This is a genomic window from Novosphingobium sp. NFX11 (genome assembly GCF_057376415.1).
On the sequence record NZ_CP080384.1, the window covers coordinates 2,890,015 to 2,905,865 of the forward strand.

Here is a 15,851-nt window from a genome sequence, read left to right on the forward strand (position 1 = left end):
GAAGTGACGTGACCAAAACCTGGATCATCACCGGAAGCGCGCGCGGCCTTGGCCGCGCCGTCCTGACGGCTGTGCTGGAAAGCGGCGACAATGTGCTCGCCACCGCGCGCGATGTGGCCAGCTTTGCTGACCTCAAGATCACTTACGGCGAGCGCCTCGAGCCCTTCGCGCTCGATGTAACCGACGAGACGGGCACTGCCGAGGCCGCTGCCGCTGCCGTCGCGGTCTTCGGCGGTATCGACGTACTGGTGAACAACGCGGGCTATGGCCACTTCGAGGCATTCGAGCAGAAGTCCTCTGCCGATTTTCGCGCCGAAGTGGAGACCAACTTGTTCGGCGTGGTCAACATGACTCGCGCGGTGCTGCCGTTCATGCGACGCAGCCGCGCAGGACACATCTTCAACGTCTCGTCCGTTGGCGGACGGGTGGGCACGCCCGGCGTGTCGGCCTATCAGGCGGCGAAATGGGCAGTCGGCGGCTTCACCGAAGTGCTGCGGGCCGAAGTCGCCCATCTCGGCATCAGGATCACGGCGCTCGAACCGGGCGGGATGCGGACGGACTGGGCGCAGACCGCTGGCCACGGCGCTGCCGAGGCAGTGCTGCCCGACTACGCCGACAGCGTGGGCCCGACGCTCTCGCGGATCAGGGCCTACGCGGGCAACGAGGTGGGAGACCCGGCCCGCATCGCGCAGGTGATCCTCGAACTGGCCAGGCGCGAGGATGTGCCAGCCCACCTGGTGCTGGGCACGGATGCGCTGGCTTCGTTCGACGAGGCGGAAGGAGTGCGCGGCGCTGCGCATGCGCGGTGGCTGGACGTCAGCAGCGCGACCGTTTTCGGCGGTCCCGAAGGCGAGGCGCTCAGCGCGCTGCTGCCGGACCGCCCGGACTGATCGCGCCGGCCGGCATCCCGGCCCGGTCGGCGGCCACGCGCATCTCCCAGGCGCGAGCGCCCTGCGACCGGGCGATGGCCGCGGCCTCGTCCAGCAGCGCAAGCGCCTCATCCACGGCGCCCGCTGCGCTGGCGACGGCGGCCTTGATCCTGAGCAGTTCGGCCAGGGCGACACGTTCGCCGTTATCGATGCATCGTGCGATCGATGTGTCCACCACCCGGCGCGCGTCGGTGAGCCTGCCCACAGCGGCCAGGCCCCGCGCCAGCGCCAGCGAGAAGCGCGTGGTGAGCAGTTCATATCGGGCTTCGTGCAATTGCCGGAGGCTGTCCTCCAGCAGTTGCACCGCCTCGGCGTGACCTCCGAATTCCAGTGCCAGTTCGCCGTCGAAGCCTTGTGACACCGCGATATACGGGGCCAGGGCATGGGCCCTTGCGCAATCGCGCAGGACCGGCAAGGTCTCGCGGGCGCGGGTGAACGCGCCCATCCACACGTCGATCGACATCGAACAGATGAGTGCGATGCAATGCGTGACCGGATGGTCGAGAGCGGCCGCCTCCGCCACGGTCCGTTCCGCCAGGCGCCGCGCCGCCTCCGGCTCGCCCGACAGGCACAATACGCGGGCCAGCGCTATGCTCGCGCGGTTGCGATGGTCGAAACCGTGGACGACCGAGCGGCCGCCCTGCGAGGCGGAACTATTCTCCAGCGCCAGTTCCAGATCGCGGCGGGCGCTGATCTGGTCGCCTGTCTGGTAATGCGAGATGCCCGAAAGCGAGTAGGCGATCGCGAGCGCCTCCGGGTCGGCCAGCGCCTGGGCAACGGCGATGGCTTGCTCGGCACAGGCCATCGTCCGGGCATAGTCGCCGACGTGCTCATGGAAGATGTGCAGCCGCGCCAGAATGCCCAGCCTGCTGCGATGGTCTTCGATCAGGGCTGCGACGTCGAGCGCACGGGTCAGCGCCTTGCCCACTTCGGGGCTGTTGCTGTGCGCGAACATCAAGGCGATGCCCAGCGAGGCCTGCAATTCCAGTTCGACCACCGTGCCGCGCTGGGCCGGTTCCAGCGCGGCGATCGCGCGGGTCGCCCAGGTGCGACATTCGGCAAGGTGCGAGAGATTGAGGAACACCGGCATGCTCGCCGCAGCAAGCCGCACCGCGAGGCCGATGTCGCCAGCCGGCCCGAAACTCCAGTCCAGCGCGCTGCGGATGTTGCCGAGTTGCGGGCGCAGGGCGCGGGCGTCCTGGAATGCGGCGCTGTCCTGCGCGGCCAGGGCTTCCAGTTCCGAGAGGAAGAACAGGGCATGGCGGCGAGTGGCCGTGCGATGATCGTCGGCGCCGCGTGCAGCCAGCTTCTCTCGCGCGTAGGCACGGGTCATTTCCAGTAGCCGGTACGTGCCCGCGCCGCGAACGCGATTGGCGGAGATGAGCGATTTGGCGGCAAGTTCGTCCAGCGCGATGGCAGCCTCGTCCGAACCGATCGCGGCGTCGGACACCACGTCCAGCGCGGCATCGACCGAAAACGGGCCGACGAAGACCGCCAGCCTGTCGAGCACGACCCGCTCCTGCGAGGAGAGCAGATCGTAGCTCCAGTCCAGCGCCGCGCGCAGGGTCTGCTGGCGCGGCTGCGCGGTGCGGCGGCCCGACCATGCAAGGCTGAACCGCTCACCGATTTGCCGGGCGGTGGCGGCGATGCCGTGTGTGGCGGCGCGCACGGCGGCCAGTTCGATCGGCAAGGCCATGCCGTCCAGTCGCTGGCAGATGTCCGCGATCAGACGGGCCTCGCTTCCGTCGATCTCCCAGGCACTGTCGGCAGCGCGCGCGCGTTCGTGGAACAGCTGGAGCGCGGGGTAGGCCAGCAGCTGTTCGCGCGTAAGTGCGTCCGTGTCCGGCGGATAATCGAGTGCATCGAGCCGATGGACGTGCTCGCCGCGAACCCGCAGCGGCTCGCGCGAAGTCGCGACGATGCGGACGTGCGGCGCCTGTTCGACGATGCGCTCGGCGATCCGGGCGGCTTCGTCGATCACATGTTCGCAGTTGTCGAGCAGGAGCAGGAACGGGTCGCTGCCGCAATGGCCGATGATCGCCGCGGCCGGATCGCCGCTCTGCACCGATATGCCCATGGCTCCCGCGATCATCGTCGGGACGAGCGCCGGGTTCTCCAACATACTGAAATCAACGAAGGTGGCCCGGCCGTTGAACTGCGCGGTCAGCCGGTGCCCGATCTCGATCATGAGCGAGGTCTTGCCGACGCCGGCCGGGCCGACGACGGTGAACAGCGCAATGTCGGCCACGCGGGCGATCAGCAGATCGAGGTCTCGTTCGCGGCCGATAAGGTGCGGCAGCGGCGGAGGGATATTGGTTGTCCCGCCGATCTGCGCCTCGGGCGGCGCTGGTATGGCGGCGGCACGATCCGGCAGCGGCGGTTCCAGTCCAAGCCGCTCAACGGGAGCCACGAAGGCATAGCCCACCCCTACCTGCGTGGCGATGAAGCGGGCGTCGCCGCCGTCCGAACCTTCGCCCAGCAGCTTGCGCAGGCCCGCCATATGGAACCGCAGGCTGCCGTCCTCCACGACGACGTCAGGCCATACGCGCTTGAGCAGTTCGCGCTTGGACAGGACGCGCCCCGGTTGCTCGATCAGGGCCATGAGAAGATCGAAAGCGCGCCCGCCGATCTCCAGCGGCTGTGAGTCCCGCGTGAGAAGGCGTTTGCCGGGATGGACGCAGAAACGCCCGAAGGCGATCCGTTCGCCAAGGCCCTGACTTTCGAATTCCGTCACTATGCCGATCTGCCCCGATGCCATGCCCTATCCTGCCGCAAGGAGGCGGGATGCGGCTACCTATACGATGGTCGCCAGGCAGGGGAGGGGCAATCGCGGATCGAGAACCGGCCCGGATCACCCGAAGGTGAGCGAATAGGCCCGCATGCCCGGACGGGCGAACTCCACGCGCACCGTGCGATCGACGATCGGGCCGTGCTGGCGCACCAACTGGTAGAGGCGGTCCTGGCGTATCACGCCCCACCCCTCGGCGTCGGTGTCGGTGCCGTGATCGGCGCCGGGCGCTTTGCCGTCGATCGTCACCCGGAAGCGGACCGGCTGTCCATCGGCAGGTACGCCCAGGACCGCATGGGCATCGCGAGCGTGAAAGCGGAAACGGAGGGCGCCGTCCCCTTTGTCCAGCAGGGCGAATTCACGCTTCACGGTCCAGCTTCCGGTAAGGTCCCAATGGTTGAGGGAAAGCGAGGACGCGGGCTCATAGACGCGCGGGGAATCGTGCGCGGGGCTGTTGGAAGCCGCGAACCCTTCCGCCTTGGCATAGCCGATGTAGACCTCGGGAGAGCGTAGCTGTGACCAGTCCGCCTGTGCTTCCACCCCCGTCGAAGCGATCGGAGCAAGGGGAACGGCCGACAGGTCATGACCGGCTTCGGCAAGCAGTTTGCGTATCAGGCCTTCCGCCTCGGCATAATTGCCTTCACCGACACGATAGCCCCGCACCCGTCCCTGGGCGTCGATGAAGTAGAAACCGGGCCAGCCTTCGTTTCCGAAAGCCTGCCAGACGGCATAGTCGTTGTCTTGAAGATTAGGGTAATCCACGCCCAGGTCCTGTGTGGCCGTGCGCACTTTGGCCGGGTCGTGTTCAAAGGCGAACTCGGGCGCATGGACGCCGACGATCTGGAGCCCCTTGTCCCCGTACCGTTCGTTCCATGCGCGTAGATAGGGCAGCGCCCGCAAGGAGTTGATGCAGGAATAAGTCCAGAAGTTGACGAGAACCACCTTGCCTCGCAGCGATGGCGCGGTTCCTTCCAGCCAGGGTCTGGCGCCTTGAAAAACCTGCAGCGGGCGGGGCGTGGCATCGGCGGGGGCGGAAGCGATGGCGTCCTTATCGGCCAGTGTCGTGGCAATGGCTTCGCGGCAGCACGCTGCGGTCGTGCCAGCGGCCGTCAGCAGGGCGGCAGCGATGAAGCCTATGGAGCGGTTCGTAGTCATGGCGGGAGCCCTTTCGGTTCTGCATCTTTCGATTGCAGGAGATCTACGGCGCCATGGGCGAAGCTTCACGCCAGATGCTGACGGGTGGCGTTAGCACCTGACAGCTGCGGGCATCATCAGGCGCTAACACCGCATTACGCAAGCTAACGGGCGTCTTGCCGGCATCGCTCATATCCTGCCGCCATCGGATCGGATGATCGGTGGAGGATAGATTTATGTTTGCAGGAAATGCCACATCCCGGCGCAGCTTCGTTGCTGCAACCGCCCTGGCCGGAGCGATGGCCGCTGTGCCCGGCATTAGCCGCGCGGCGACGGCAGGAGGCAGCGTGCGCCCGTTCCGCATCGCCATTCCCGGCTCTGACATAGCCGCGATGAAGCGCCGCATCGCAGAGATGCGTTGGGCCGATCCCCAGCCAGTGAGCGACGACGGGCAGGGCGTGCGCCGCCAGACCCTGCAGCCGCTCATGAGCTACTGGGCCGGTGCCTACGACTGGCGAAAGGTTGAGGCTCGGCTCAACGCCCTGCCGATGTTCATGACCGAGATCGACGGTCAGGACATTCACTTCATTCACGTGCGCTCGCGCCACGAGAATGCCTTGCCGATGATCCTCACCCATGGCTGGCCGGGGTCGATCCTGGAGTTCCTGAACGCCATCGCTCCGCTCACCGACCCCACCGCACATGGCGGCAGCGCGGACGATGCATTCCACCTCGTCATTCCCTCCATCCCGGGCTTCGGCTTTTCCGCGAAGCCGACGGTGCCCGGCTGGGGATCGGACCGCATCGGGCGGGCGTGGTCGTCGCTGATGCTGCGGCTGGGCTACGAAAGGTATGTCAGCCAGGGCGGCGATTGCGGCTCGGTGATCTCGCAGCGCATGGCCTTGCAGAAAGTGCCGGGGCTGTTGGGCATACATCTCAACATGCCTGCCGTGGTGCCCGCCGACATCGCTCGTACCCTTGCCGCAGGTGATCCGGCCCCCGTCGGCCTTTCCGCGAAGGAGCGCGGGGCCTTCGACCAGCTGGAAGCGTTCTATCGCGATAATGCCGCCTATGCGGCGATGATGACCACGCGCCCGCAGACCATCGGCTATTCGCTGGTGGATTCGCCTGTCGGCATGGCCGCGTGGATGTACGAGAAAATCGCGCAATGGACGTACAGCGACGGACAGCCTGAACGCGTGCTGGGCCGTGACGCGATCCTCGACGACATGTCGCTCTACTGGCTGACGGCGACGGGCGCATCGGCGGCGCGGATCTACTGGGAGGACCACTCCAACAACTTCAACGCGCGCGGGGTGATCGACCTGCCGGTCGCGGTGAGCGTGTTTCCCGGCGAGATTTTCCGCGCGCCCAGAAGCTGGGCGGAGCGCTGCTACACCAACCTGTTCTATTTCAACGAAGCGAGCGACGGCGGCCATTTCGCCGCCTGGGAACAGCCAGAGCTGTTCTCCCGCGAAGTGCGCGCCGCCTTCCGTTCCCTGCGCTGACCCCTCTGTTCCAAGGAGAAGACCCATGACCGACACCAAGACCCTCTACACCGCCCATGTCCATGTCACCGGAGGGCGCGAAGGGGCCGCGCGCAGTTCCGATGGACGCCTCGACCTCACGCTGTCCACCCCCGGCACTTCGGGCGCGGGCACCAATCCCGAACAGCTGTTCGCCGCGGGCTGGTCGGCCTGTTTCGAGGGGGCGATGGCGATCGCTGCCCAGGCGAAGGGCGTTGATCTTCCCGAAGCGCTGGCGATCGACGCACGTGTGGAACTACGTCACGGCGCGGACGGCTATGCGCTGGCGGCGCGCCTCGACATTCATGTGCCGGGCCTCGCTCCCGAACTCGCGCGCCAGATCATCGAGGCGGCGCATCGCACCTGCCCCTATTCCAAGGCGGTGAAGGGCAACATCGAAACCGTCGTGGCCCTGGCCTGAAGAGAAAGGAAACGTCCATGAGAACCATCGTAGCAAGCGCGCTGGCGCTGGCCGCGGGGCTGCTTGCGCCGGGTGGGCAGGCTCAGGCCCAGACTTCACCGGAGCCGGAGAAACCCACCGTGGTGCTTGTCCATGGTGCCTTTGCAGACTCCTCCAGCTGGAACGGGGTGATCACCGCGCTCCGGCATGACGGCTACACGGTCGTCGCCGCGCCGGACAATCTGCGCGGCGTCCGGGTCGATGCCGAGGTGGTGGCAAGTGTGATCAGGAGCATCGCCGGGCCTGTCGTGCTGGTCGGCCATTCCTACGGCGGATCGGTTATCAGCGAAGCCGCCGAGGGCGCCCCCAACGTCAAGGCGCTGGTCTATGTCGCTGCCTTCGCGCCCGATGCAGGCGAGACCGCGCTGGGGCTGACCGGCAAGTTTCCAGGCAGCACCCTCGGCCCAACGCTGGCGCCGCCGGTGCCGCTGGCTGCTGGCGGGAACGACCTGTACATCCAGCAGGCACGCTTCCACGACCAGTTCGCCGCCGACGTGCCGGAGGCCGACGCCCTGCTGATGGGCGCCGGGCAGCGCCCGATCGCCGAGGCGGCACTGTCGGAAGCGTCTACCGCTCCGGCGTGGAAGCACGTCCCTTCATGGTTCGTCTATGGCGACGCGGACCGCAATATTCCCCGGCAGCCCTGGGCTTCATGGCGCAGCGTGCGGGAGCGCGTGAAACCGTGGTGATCAAGGGCGCCTCGCACGTCGTCATGGTTTCGCATCCGGCGCGAGTCGCCGAACTGATCGAGCGCGCCGCCGCGGTGAAGTGACTGGTCGCGCGCCGGGCCTCGCCCCGCCCTACCTCAGGCTCGGCGCGCAACTGCCCGCAACCGGCATCACCTTGGGCGATGCCGGTTGCGGGTTTTTCCTGGGCGACACCTCATCTCAGTGCGAATAGGCCGTGAAAACCTGGTCGTCGTCCTTCTCCAGCTTGGAATGGCAGGCAAAGCAAGCTCGGGTCAGGGCTTCGTCGGTGTTCGGTTTGCCCGCGTCGAATTGGCGATAACCCCACCCACCGCTGGCGGCATAACGCCGCGAGATCCTTGACGCTGACCTGCAAATTGGTGGGATCGCCCGCCACGAAGGACTGCGGTGCGGGAAACACGGCATCGTTGCGGGGCGAGGATTGATAACGCCACGCCAGCCTGACGATCACCGCGCCATCGGGAAACGGCCGCCTGCCGTCGCGAAAGGCCCGCACGGCGATATCGTTGCCGAGGATGGCGCGGATGTCGTTGTTCTTGCCCGCCTCATGGGCGACGCTGACGAGTTTCCAGTCGCGGTATCCGGCAGGCAGCGCCAGGTCCCGATCCGGGGCGGGAACCAAAGCCCCGCCCCGGGCCGCTACCATGGTGGAAGCCGCGAGCAATGCAGTGGCCAGTGCCAGGCAGCAGGTGGAAAGGCGGATCATGCGCTCATCCTTCCTGCGTCCAGCACGGCCTTGGCGAAGGCGACCGGCGCTTCCTGCGGAAGGTTATGACCGATGCCGCCGCTGAGCAGCCGGTGCTCGTAAGGCCCGGTGAACTTTGCCCGATAGACTGCGGGATCGGGGTGCGGAGCGCCGTTGGCATCGCCTTCCATGGTGATAGCAGGCACGGACACCAAGGGCGCGGATGCCAGCTTCGCCTCGGCGGCGTCGTACTTATGCTCGCCTTCGACAAGACCTAGGCGCCAGCGGTAGTTATGGATCACAATGGCGACATGGTCCGGGTTGACGAAGGACGCGGCAGACCGCTCGTATGTCGCATCATCGAACGACCAGCGGGGCGATGCCTGTTCCCAGATCAGGCGGTTGAACGCCTTGGTATTGGCCGCATAGCCTTCGCGCCCGCGTTCGGTGGCGAAGTAGAACTGATACCACCACTGCAGTTCGACCTTGGGCGGCAGCGGCTTGGCGTTGCCGGCCTGGCTGCCGATCAGGTATCCGCTGACCGAAACCAGCGCCTTGCACCGCTCGGGCCAGAGCACCGCCATGATGTCCGCCGTGCGTGCGCCCCAGTCGAACCCGGCGACGATCGCCTGCCGGATGCCGAGCGCGTCCATCAGTGCGATCCCGTCCGCCGCCAGCGCGGCCTGCTGTCCGTTGCGCGGCGCCGACGCCGACAGGAATGTCGTGGTGCCATAGCCGCGCAAGTGCGGGACGATGACGCGATAGCCTTGCCCCGCAAGCAGGGGAGCGACTTGGGCGAAACTGTGGATGTCGTAGGGCCATCCGTGAAACAGCAGCACAGCGGGACCGGTCGACGGTCCAACTTCGACATAGCCGATATCGAGAGGTCCTGCGGCGATCTGCTGCACCGTCCCGAACGGCAAAGCCGCCGGAGTGCGCGTTGCGGCCGCAGCGCGGGTCGGCGCGAGGCCCGCCATCATGGCGGAGGCGAGCGTGGCGGCTCCGGCGATGAATTCGCGGCGGCGTGGCGTGGGGCATGGCAGGGGCGATTGATCGAACATGGCGGGTCTCCTTGTTGTGAACCCCACGATAGCCCCGTCTTGCCGCGTCCGCCCGTTATCGCGCGTTAGCTCTTGTCAGAGCCGGTCCGAAGCCGGAGGCATAGCGCATCAGGATGCCAGCACGATGCGCCGCTCTATGCCGATCTCGTGCAGGAATGCCTCGTCGTGGCTGACGATCAGCAGCGCGCCGTCGAAGGCCGCCAGCGCCGCCTCGACGGCATGGACGGAATCGAGGTCGAGATGGTTGGTCGGCTCGTCCAGGATCAGGATTTCGGGCGGAGTGTCGCCACCGAGACGGCAGGCCAGCGCCGCGCGCAGCACCTGCCCTCCGCTTAGCGTCCCGACCATCTGCAACGCGCTGTCGGCCCGAAACAGGAATCCTGCCAGCATGGCACGGCAGGCATTCTCGTCCTTGCCCGGGTTGAGGCGCCGAAAGTTGTCGAGGATGGTCGCCCCCTGGTCGAGCAGCGAGGCGCTCTGATCCAGATAGGCCACGCGCGCGTTGATGGCGACGATACCGCCAAGAGGGCGAAGCTCGCCCGCCACGGTCCTGAGCAGGGTGCTTTTGCCGCAGCCGTTCGGTCCGATTACCGCGATGCGTTCGGGGCCAGTGATCGTCAAGTCGATGCCTCGCCGGACCGGACTGGCAGGATCGTGGCCGATCGCCACCCCGTGCATCGCCACCAACGCGCGCCCCGAATGCACCCCCGTTGCAGGCAGCACGATCGACAGCGATTGCAACACCTCGATCCTCGCCTGCGCCGCCGCGACATGCCGGGCGGCGTCATCAGCCAATCGCATCTTCAGCCGCTGGTCGCCGCCACCGCTGGCCTCGGCTGCGTTGCGCCGCGCGCCTGCAAGGATCTTCGGCATGTCCCCGCGCGCGCCCTTGCGCGCACCCGCCGCGTCGCGGCGCTGCCGGCGCTCGTCGGCAACGCGGCTGCGACGCGCTATTTCGGCCTGCTGCTTCCGGGCGTGAAGCAGATCCTGTTCCGCAGCCTCCAGTTCCACCGCCTTGCTTGCACGATAGTGGCTCCAGTTGCCGCCGTACTGCGTGGCGCCCAGGTTGGTTAGGTCCACGATGGCGTCCATGCGCTCGAGCAGTTCGCGATCATGGCTGACCACCACCAGGCCTGCCTGCCACCCGTCGACGAGCCGCAACACCGCGTCGCGGCCGGCCCAATCGAGATTGTTGGTCGGCTCGTCCAGCAACAGGAAATCCGGTTCGGCGAAGATCGCCGCCGCCAGCGCCGCGCGCGTGCGTTGGCCGCCTGACAGGCTTGCCAGCGGCGTTGCGGCGCAGGCCTCCAGATTAAGGCGAGCCAGGGCGAGGGCAATCCGCTCCTCCAGCATCCAGTCCGCATCGGCGAGATCCTCCAGCGTCGCTTCCCCGCTCGCTGCACGCGCCAAAAGGTCCAGCGCTTCACGAATGCCGAACAGGTCCGCAATCGTATCCGTAGGGGCAGGCTGGACGATCTGGCGCATCAGGTGGAGTGCCCCGACTTTAGATATAGTCCCCGAGGAAGGCGTCAGATCGCCAGCCATGAGCTGCAGCAGGGTGCTCTTGCCCACGCCGTTGCGTCCGACCAGCCCGGTGCGCCGCCGTCCGAGGGTAAGGTCTATGCCTTGCAGAACGGAATGGCCCGACGGCGTGCTCCAGCCGATGCCGGTCAAGGAAATGGAAGACAAGTGCGACTCGCTTTGCAATAAACAGCACTATATCGTGTCGTTTTATCCCCGTCCGGTCAACGGCGGGAAACTGTGGAGTGCTGGCAAGCGATGGGAAGACCCACCAAGGCGCAGGCGCAAGGCTGGACGCAAAGCCTGCTGGACGAAGCGCGCGCCCTGTTCTGCGAGCGGGGTTACGCGAGCGCGACGCTCGATGAACTGGCGGTACGACTGCGCTGCTCGAAGCACTCGATCTATCGCCGCTTCGCAGACAAGCAGACCCTGTTCGTCGCCGTCGTCGATCGCGACGTCATCCGCTTCGTGGCCGGCCTCGACAGCTCCTGCGCCGCAATTTCAGATCCGCTCGGAAGGCTGCGCGCCGTGGCCCGGGCCTACTTCGGGTTTGGCGCATCTCGGGACCATGCTGCGCTCTATGCCGCCATGTCCCTCGAAGCGACCACATCTGCGGAAATACGCCTCCGCGCTTCGCAATGGGCAAGCGAAGCGCTGGTTCCGCTTCGAAGCGCTATCGCCGCAGCCATGCCGTGGGGCGATGCGAACGAACAGTGCGAGATCCTGATCGATCTTCTCGACGGTGCAGCCAACCGGCTCAGATTGAGAGACGATTTCGAGAACGACGTCGAGATCGTATTCTCGATTCGGTGGAATAAATTTCTACGGATGTGCGCTTCGGAGAGCATGGACCTTCGTTGAACATGCAGTAAAAGTCAGAGCGGCAATTCCCGTTGATCCACTTGGCTAGTCTTTGATGTCTGATTGGAAATCCGGAAACAGCTGGATTCCCAATCAGACACTCAGGTCCATGTCACACATGATCTAAAACTTCGATCTTTCGCGAGATCAGGATCAGGTCAGACGATCAGTGCTGGCGAGCTTACAATAGGATTATAGCCTACCAGCCCAGCGCCTGCTTGTCGGTTGGGGCGAACCGCAATTATAAGCCGGAAACAGCTCGGCCGAAGCGAGATCGCAGCCATCCTAATCCATGGCAATCCAATTGCAGCCAAAAGATTCCCGGGACCGCGTGGGGGGCTTTTTTCATGCATTATCGGTAAGATGCTGGTTTATAATCGAAAAGTTGGCCAATTTATATTCCCGCTACCGGAACCGGACCCGGCCACAGAAGAAATCGCGCTAAATCAGCCACTTAGCCCGAGTCCCGGTTCAGAGGTGCGGCAGTCTCCCGCTAAACGCTCCAGCCGTCCTACCGAAGACCCCTGCGATCAGGCTGGTCTCCCTCCTCGCGGGGCATCCAATCTCTCTTACATTGATGGTTCCTCTTCGCTTTCATGCGGGTGAGCTGCGCCTTTGTCGCACAGACGTCATGATCCGTCGCTAGCGGCCGGCCATGCTCCATCAAGGCCGCACTCTGGCCATATTCGCGCGCGAGGCCCGGCTGTTCGCCTATTCCTCGGGGAATTTCGGCAAGGCGCTGGTCTTTGCCGGGGCGGACATGACGATCCTGTTCCTGCTGACCGACCTGCTCGGCCTGACCGCGACGGCGGCCGGGTCGCTGATGCTGGTCGCGCTGGCGGGCGACCTCGTGTTCGATCTGGTCGCGGCCGCGCTGGTGATCCGGCTGCGGCGCAAGGGGCGCGGCTATCGCTGGCTGGTCGCGACCGGCACGGTGCCCTGCGGCATGGCCTTCGCAATGCTCTACGCCATGCCTGCTTCCGGTCTCCATCAGGGCTGGCTGCTGGCAGCGGCGATGCTGGTGTTTCGCGGCGCCTACGCTGTGATCGACGTGCCGCACAACGCGCTTATGGCGCAGATGACCAGCGATAGCCGGGCGCGCGGGCGCGTATCCGGCTATCGGCTGTTGTTCAGCACCGCCAGTTCGCTTTGCGTGGCGATGGTACTGACCCCGCTCGTCCAGCATGCCGCGCGCAGCCGCGCCTTCGATGCGCTGGCGGTGACCGGAGCATTCGCTGCAGGGCTTTTCGCGCTGACCATGATCCTGTGCGTCGCGACCTCGGGACGTCAGGCCGGGACGCCAGCGGATGCCGCCGGACAGGACGCCATCCGCGTGCCGCTGCGCGATCCGCTGGTGCTGGGCATGGGCCTTCTGGCGCTCGTCACCGGCTTCGCGATGCCGACTTTCGGGCGGATGATCCTGTTCATCGGCACATACGTGGTCGAGCGGCCCGATCTGGTCGCCACGCTGCTGCTGGCGATGACCTGCGGGCAATTCGCCGGGGTGCTGTTCTGGACCGCCTTGACGGCGCGGATGGATCAGGCGCGGGTGCTGGCCATGGGCCACGGCGTCAGCGCGGTGGGCTTCGTGCTGTTCGCCCTGTGCCTGTATCGTCCCGACGCCCTGCTGGCCTGTGTGGCGGTGATCGGCTTCGGCCTCGCCTCTGTGTTCATGCTGCCCTGGGGGCTGCTGGCCAACGCGGTGGACTTCGTGGCGCTGCGCCATGGCCGGCGACTGGAGACGGGTCTCTTCGCCTTCTACCTCGTCGCGGTGAAGGCCAGCGGCGCGGCGGCGACGGCGTTGATCGGGTGGTCGCTGGGTTGGCTGGGCTACGTGCCCGGACAGCACCAAGGCACTTCGGTCGAAACCGGCATGCTGGCGCTGGGACTGGGCCTGCCGCTGGTGGGAGCCTTGTCCGCCATCGTCTTGCTACGCCGCTTCGACATCGGCCACGCGCGGCACGCCCGGGTACGCGCCGCGCTCGACCGGAAAGCTCAATCGGGCGCCGAACCGGTCTCCGGGTTGAACTTTGGGTTGGCGAAGTCGATCGGCGAGGGCTCGACTTTGGCCGGAGGCGCGGCGCTCTCGGCCCAGGCGCGGCAGAGCATGTCGCGCAGCATCGTCGCCCCCGCCGCCGTGCGTTCATAGACCATCTCGCGCACGCGCTGGTCGGTGAAGTCGGCGAACTGAGCGCGCTTTTCCAGCGCGAAGACCTCGCCCACCTTGTCGCCCGAGTGGTCGAGATAGGCCAGCACCGCGTCGAACATGTCGCCCGAGGTCCGGCCGGGCTTGCCGATACGCGGGGCGATGTCGGCCACCGTCAGCTTCATGCCGTCGACGAACTGGCTCTCGAAGCGGCCGTGGACGGTGCGGTCGGTGGTGTAGCCATGCGGGTTCGGCCCACGCCAGCCATCGCTGCTGACCGAATCGTGCATCGGGTTGGCCCCGTCGCCGATGTAATGGCCGAGGCGGATGACGTCGAAAGCGCAGTTCTGCTCGGCCACGGAGGCGTCCTTGCCTTCCGCATTCGCCGCGCGGATGCGGCGCATGCACACGACGATGCGGTCATAGGCCTCGATCGCGGCATAAGGCAGCGTGCCGGTCCAGCGCACATTGGTGCGCGCGGCGGTTTCGGGATCGCTGTCCTTGATCTTCTCGTACTGCTTGTAGAGCGCGATCACGAACTCGTAGCGCGAGCGGGGATGGGCTTGAGGAACGTGAACTGCTCCCGAAACCAGCCGTGGTTGGGGTCTTCCTCGATCTTGGAGAAGTTCTCGGAGTTGCCGCGCCAGCTGTCGGGGAGCAGCGAGGAGGCGCCGATATAGTCCTCGTACTTGCGCAGGAACACCGGGCCGTCCTCGGGGATGGCCTCGATCGCGGCGCGGTCGATGACGGTGTGGGCAGTGCCGCCCCAGGCCAGCGCGGCAGTGGGACTGAGGCCGAGTGCGGCGATGGTGGCAAGGAGGATGTTACGCATGGGGAACGGCTCCGATCAGGGATCCAGCGGATCGCGCGGGTCCACGCGCGCAGAAAGGGCGGATGGGCGAAATTCCAGCTCGGTCGGTGAGACGCGCGCACCGATGGTGCCGGGCTGATAGCCCAGTTCGCGGTTATTGCGCGCCGCGAATTCGGGGTTCTCGATCATCGCGCTCTGGTCCGGGTTGCAGACGATCAGCGTGTCTTTGTCCAGCGGGGTGCCCATGGCCATCAGCAGGCGCGAGGCATTGCGCAAGTTGGTGGTGGTGTGGCGCGCATGCGGCTCGATGACGATGGCCTCGGCGGGGACGCCGTAGCGCTCGATCAGGGCGCGGCGCATTTCCTCGGCTTCGGCGAAGGCGGTGGCGCGCGGGTGGGCATGGCCACCGGTGAGGATCAGGAACGGCGCGTCGCCTGCCGCGAAGCGCTGCGCGGCAAGGCGCACGTGGTACTTGCCGTAAGGGCTGAGCGGCATGCCCGCGACCTCAGGCCCGACGCCGGTGACGATCAGTGCGCTGTAGCGGTAGCGCTTCCAGTCGAGGCCCTTGGCACGCCTGAAGGCCGGGGTGTTGAGGCCGCCGGTGAGCGGCTCGTAACTGATGGCATCGCGGCGGTCGGCGGCATCGAGCAGCGCCAGCGCATAGTCCAGGCTGGGATCGAGCGCCTGCACCGAATTCGCACGCACCGTCTGCGACAGCCATGTCGCCGCCTGCAGGCGCGAGCGGGCCTCCTGCGGGTCGACCATGCCGGCACCGTCGATGCCGGGATAGGACGGAACCTGCCCCAGCCCATACGTGCGCACGATCGTGTTGATGCCCGCGATCTCGCGCCCGGCCTGCGCGGCAGGGCCGTCGTCTGCGGCCTTCCCCGAGGCAGCAGCGGCGAGCACTTGCGCCTCTCCGTCAGTCCAGACCATCGCCTGCGCCACGCAGCCGAGGTCGGTGCCGCAGGCCGCCCGCCGGTCGAACCGGGCGCGCAGCATCGCGGCTACTTCGGGGCGAGCCTGCAGCGCATTGAGCGCCGCAGGATCGCGGCCCAGCGCGTCGAACAACGGGAACAACCGCTGCGACAGGCTCTCCGTCACCGTGTCCCTGACGGCCTGCGCCCTAGCACCTTGTGCAGATGCGCAGACCGTCGTGAGCGAGAGTGCCGCAGCAACGGCAACCGCTGCCATGCGCGCCGGACCTTTCCGCATTACCCCG

General features: G+C 66.5%; 13 protein-coding genes. 6 read left to right on the forward strand and 7 right to left on the reverse strand.

Going from position 1 to position 15,851, the window contains the following annotated elements; translation table 11 throughout:
* The first annotated feature begins 8 nt into the window (after window positions 1-8).
* Window positions 9-890 (forward strand): SDR family NAD(P)-dependent oxidoreductase, encoded by an 882-nt coding sequence (locus KZO24_RS14870; RefSeq protein ID WP_285019766.1) that lies wholly within the window; start codon window positions 9-11, stop codon window positions 888-890.
* Here the strand turns inward: KZO24_RS14870 and KZO24_RS14875 are convergent.
* Both KZO24_RS14875 and KZO24_RS14880 read right to left on the reverse strand, forming a co-directional pair.
* Entirely contained in the window at window positions 859-3,687 is a 2,829-nt protein-coding gene (locus KZO24_RS14875; protein WP_285019767.1) for an ATP-binding protein, read from the reverse strand. The two genes, KZO24_RS14870 and KZO24_RS14875, sit on opposite strands and share 32 nt — an antisense overlap.
* Before the next feature lie 93 nt (window positions 3,688-3,780).
* Window positions 3,781-4,872, reverse strand: a complete 1,092-nt coding sequence (locus KZO24_RS14880) for a redoxin family protein (RefSeq protein ID WP_285019768.1) — start codon at window positions 4,870-4,872, stop codon at window positions 3,781-3,783.
* A 215-nt stretch (window positions 4,873-5,087) separates the two neighbouring features.
* Here KZO24_RS14880 and KZO24_RS14885 point away from each other — a divergent pair, with 215 nt between their 5' ends.
* From KZO24_RS14885 to KZO24_RS14895, 3 genes are read left to right on the forward strand one after another with little or no spacing between them, the layout of a single operon-like run.
* The gene (locus tag KZO24_RS14885) at window positions 5,088-6,359 is read left to right on the forward strand and encodes an epoxide hydrolase family protein (RefSeq protein WP_285019769.1); all 1,272 of its coding nucleotides are present in this window, start codon (window positions 5,088-5,090) and stop codon (window positions 6,357-6,359) included.
* Between the two features lie 25 nt (window positions 6,360-6,384).
* Complete coding sequence (locus tag KZO24_RS14890; RefSeq protein ID WP_285019770.1) at window positions 6,385-6,798, forward strand: organic hydroperoxide resistance protein; 414 nt, start codon at window positions 6,385-6,387, stop codon at window positions 6,796-6,798.
* A 17-nt stretch (window positions 6,799-6,815) separates the two neighbouring features.
* Window positions 6,816-7,526 (forward strand): alpha/beta fold hydrolase, encoded by a 711-nt coding sequence (locus KZO24_RS14895; protein ID WP_486486542.1) that lies wholly within the window; start codon window positions 6,816-6,818, stop codon window positions 7,524-7,526.
* Window positions 7,527-7,719: 193 nt separating this feature from the next.
* On the opposite strand, the gene KZO24_RS14900 is transcribed toward KZO24_RS14895, so the two are convergent.
* The 3 genes from KZO24_RS14900 to KZO24_RS14910 form a co-directional block, all read right to left on the reverse strand.
* Complete coding sequence (locus KZO24_RS14900) at window positions 7,720-8,250, reverse strand: cytochrome P460 family protein (RefSeq protein ID WP_486486543.1); 531 nt, start codon at window positions 8,248-8,250, stop codon at window positions 7,720-7,722.
* Window positions 8,247-9,290, reverse strand: a complete 1,044-nt coding sequence (locus KZO24_RS14905; RefSeq protein WP_285019773.1) for an alpha/beta fold hydrolase — start codon at window positions 9,288-9,290, stop codon at window positions 8,247-8,249. Before KZO24_RS14905 ends, KZO24_RS14900 begins: the two co-directional genes overlap by 4 nt.
* 108 nt (window positions 9,291-9,398) lie before the next feature.
* Window positions 9,399-10,964 carry an ABC-F family ATP-binding cassette domain-containing protein gene (locus KZO24_RS14910; protein WP_285019774.1) on the reverse strand — a complete coding sequence of 522 codons (1,566 nt, stop codon included), beginning with the start codon at window positions 10,962-10,964 and terminating at the stop codon, window positions 9,399-9,401.
* Window positions 10,965-11,069: 105 nt separating this feature from the next.
* On the opposite strand from KZO24_RS14910, the gene KZO24_RS14915 reads away from it, so the two are divergent.
* Complete coding sequence (locus tag KZO24_RS14915) at window positions 11,070-11,672, forward strand: TetR/AcrR family transcriptional regulator (protein WP_285019775.1); 603 nt, start codon at window positions 11,070-11,072, stop codon at window positions 11,670-11,672.
* 655 nt (window positions 11,673-12,327) lie between these two features.
* Window positions 12,328-13,821 (forward strand): MFS transporter, encoded by a 1,494-nt coding sequence (locus tag KZO24_RS14920; RefSeq protein ID WP_486486544.1) that lies wholly within the window; start codon window positions 12,328-12,330, stop codon window positions 13,819-13,821.
* A 529-nt stretch (window positions 13,822-14,350) separates the two neighbouring features.
* Here the strand turns inward: KZO24_RS14920 and KZO24_RS14925 are convergent.
* On the reverse strand, window positions 14,351-14,650 hold the full coding sequence (locus KZO24_RS14925) for a hypothetical protein (protein ID WP_486486545.1): 300 nt from the start codon (window positions 14,648-14,650) through the stop codon (window positions 14,351-14,353).
* A gap of 15 nt (window positions 14,651-14,665) precedes the next feature.
* Window positions 14,666-15,823: a YdcF family protein gene (locus tag KZO24_RS14930; protein ID WP_285019777.1), complete on the reverse strand. Its 1,158-nt coding sequence runs from the start codon at window positions 15,821-15,823 to the stop codon at window positions 14,666-14,668.
* Window positions 15,824-15,851 lie beyond the last annotated feature (28 nt).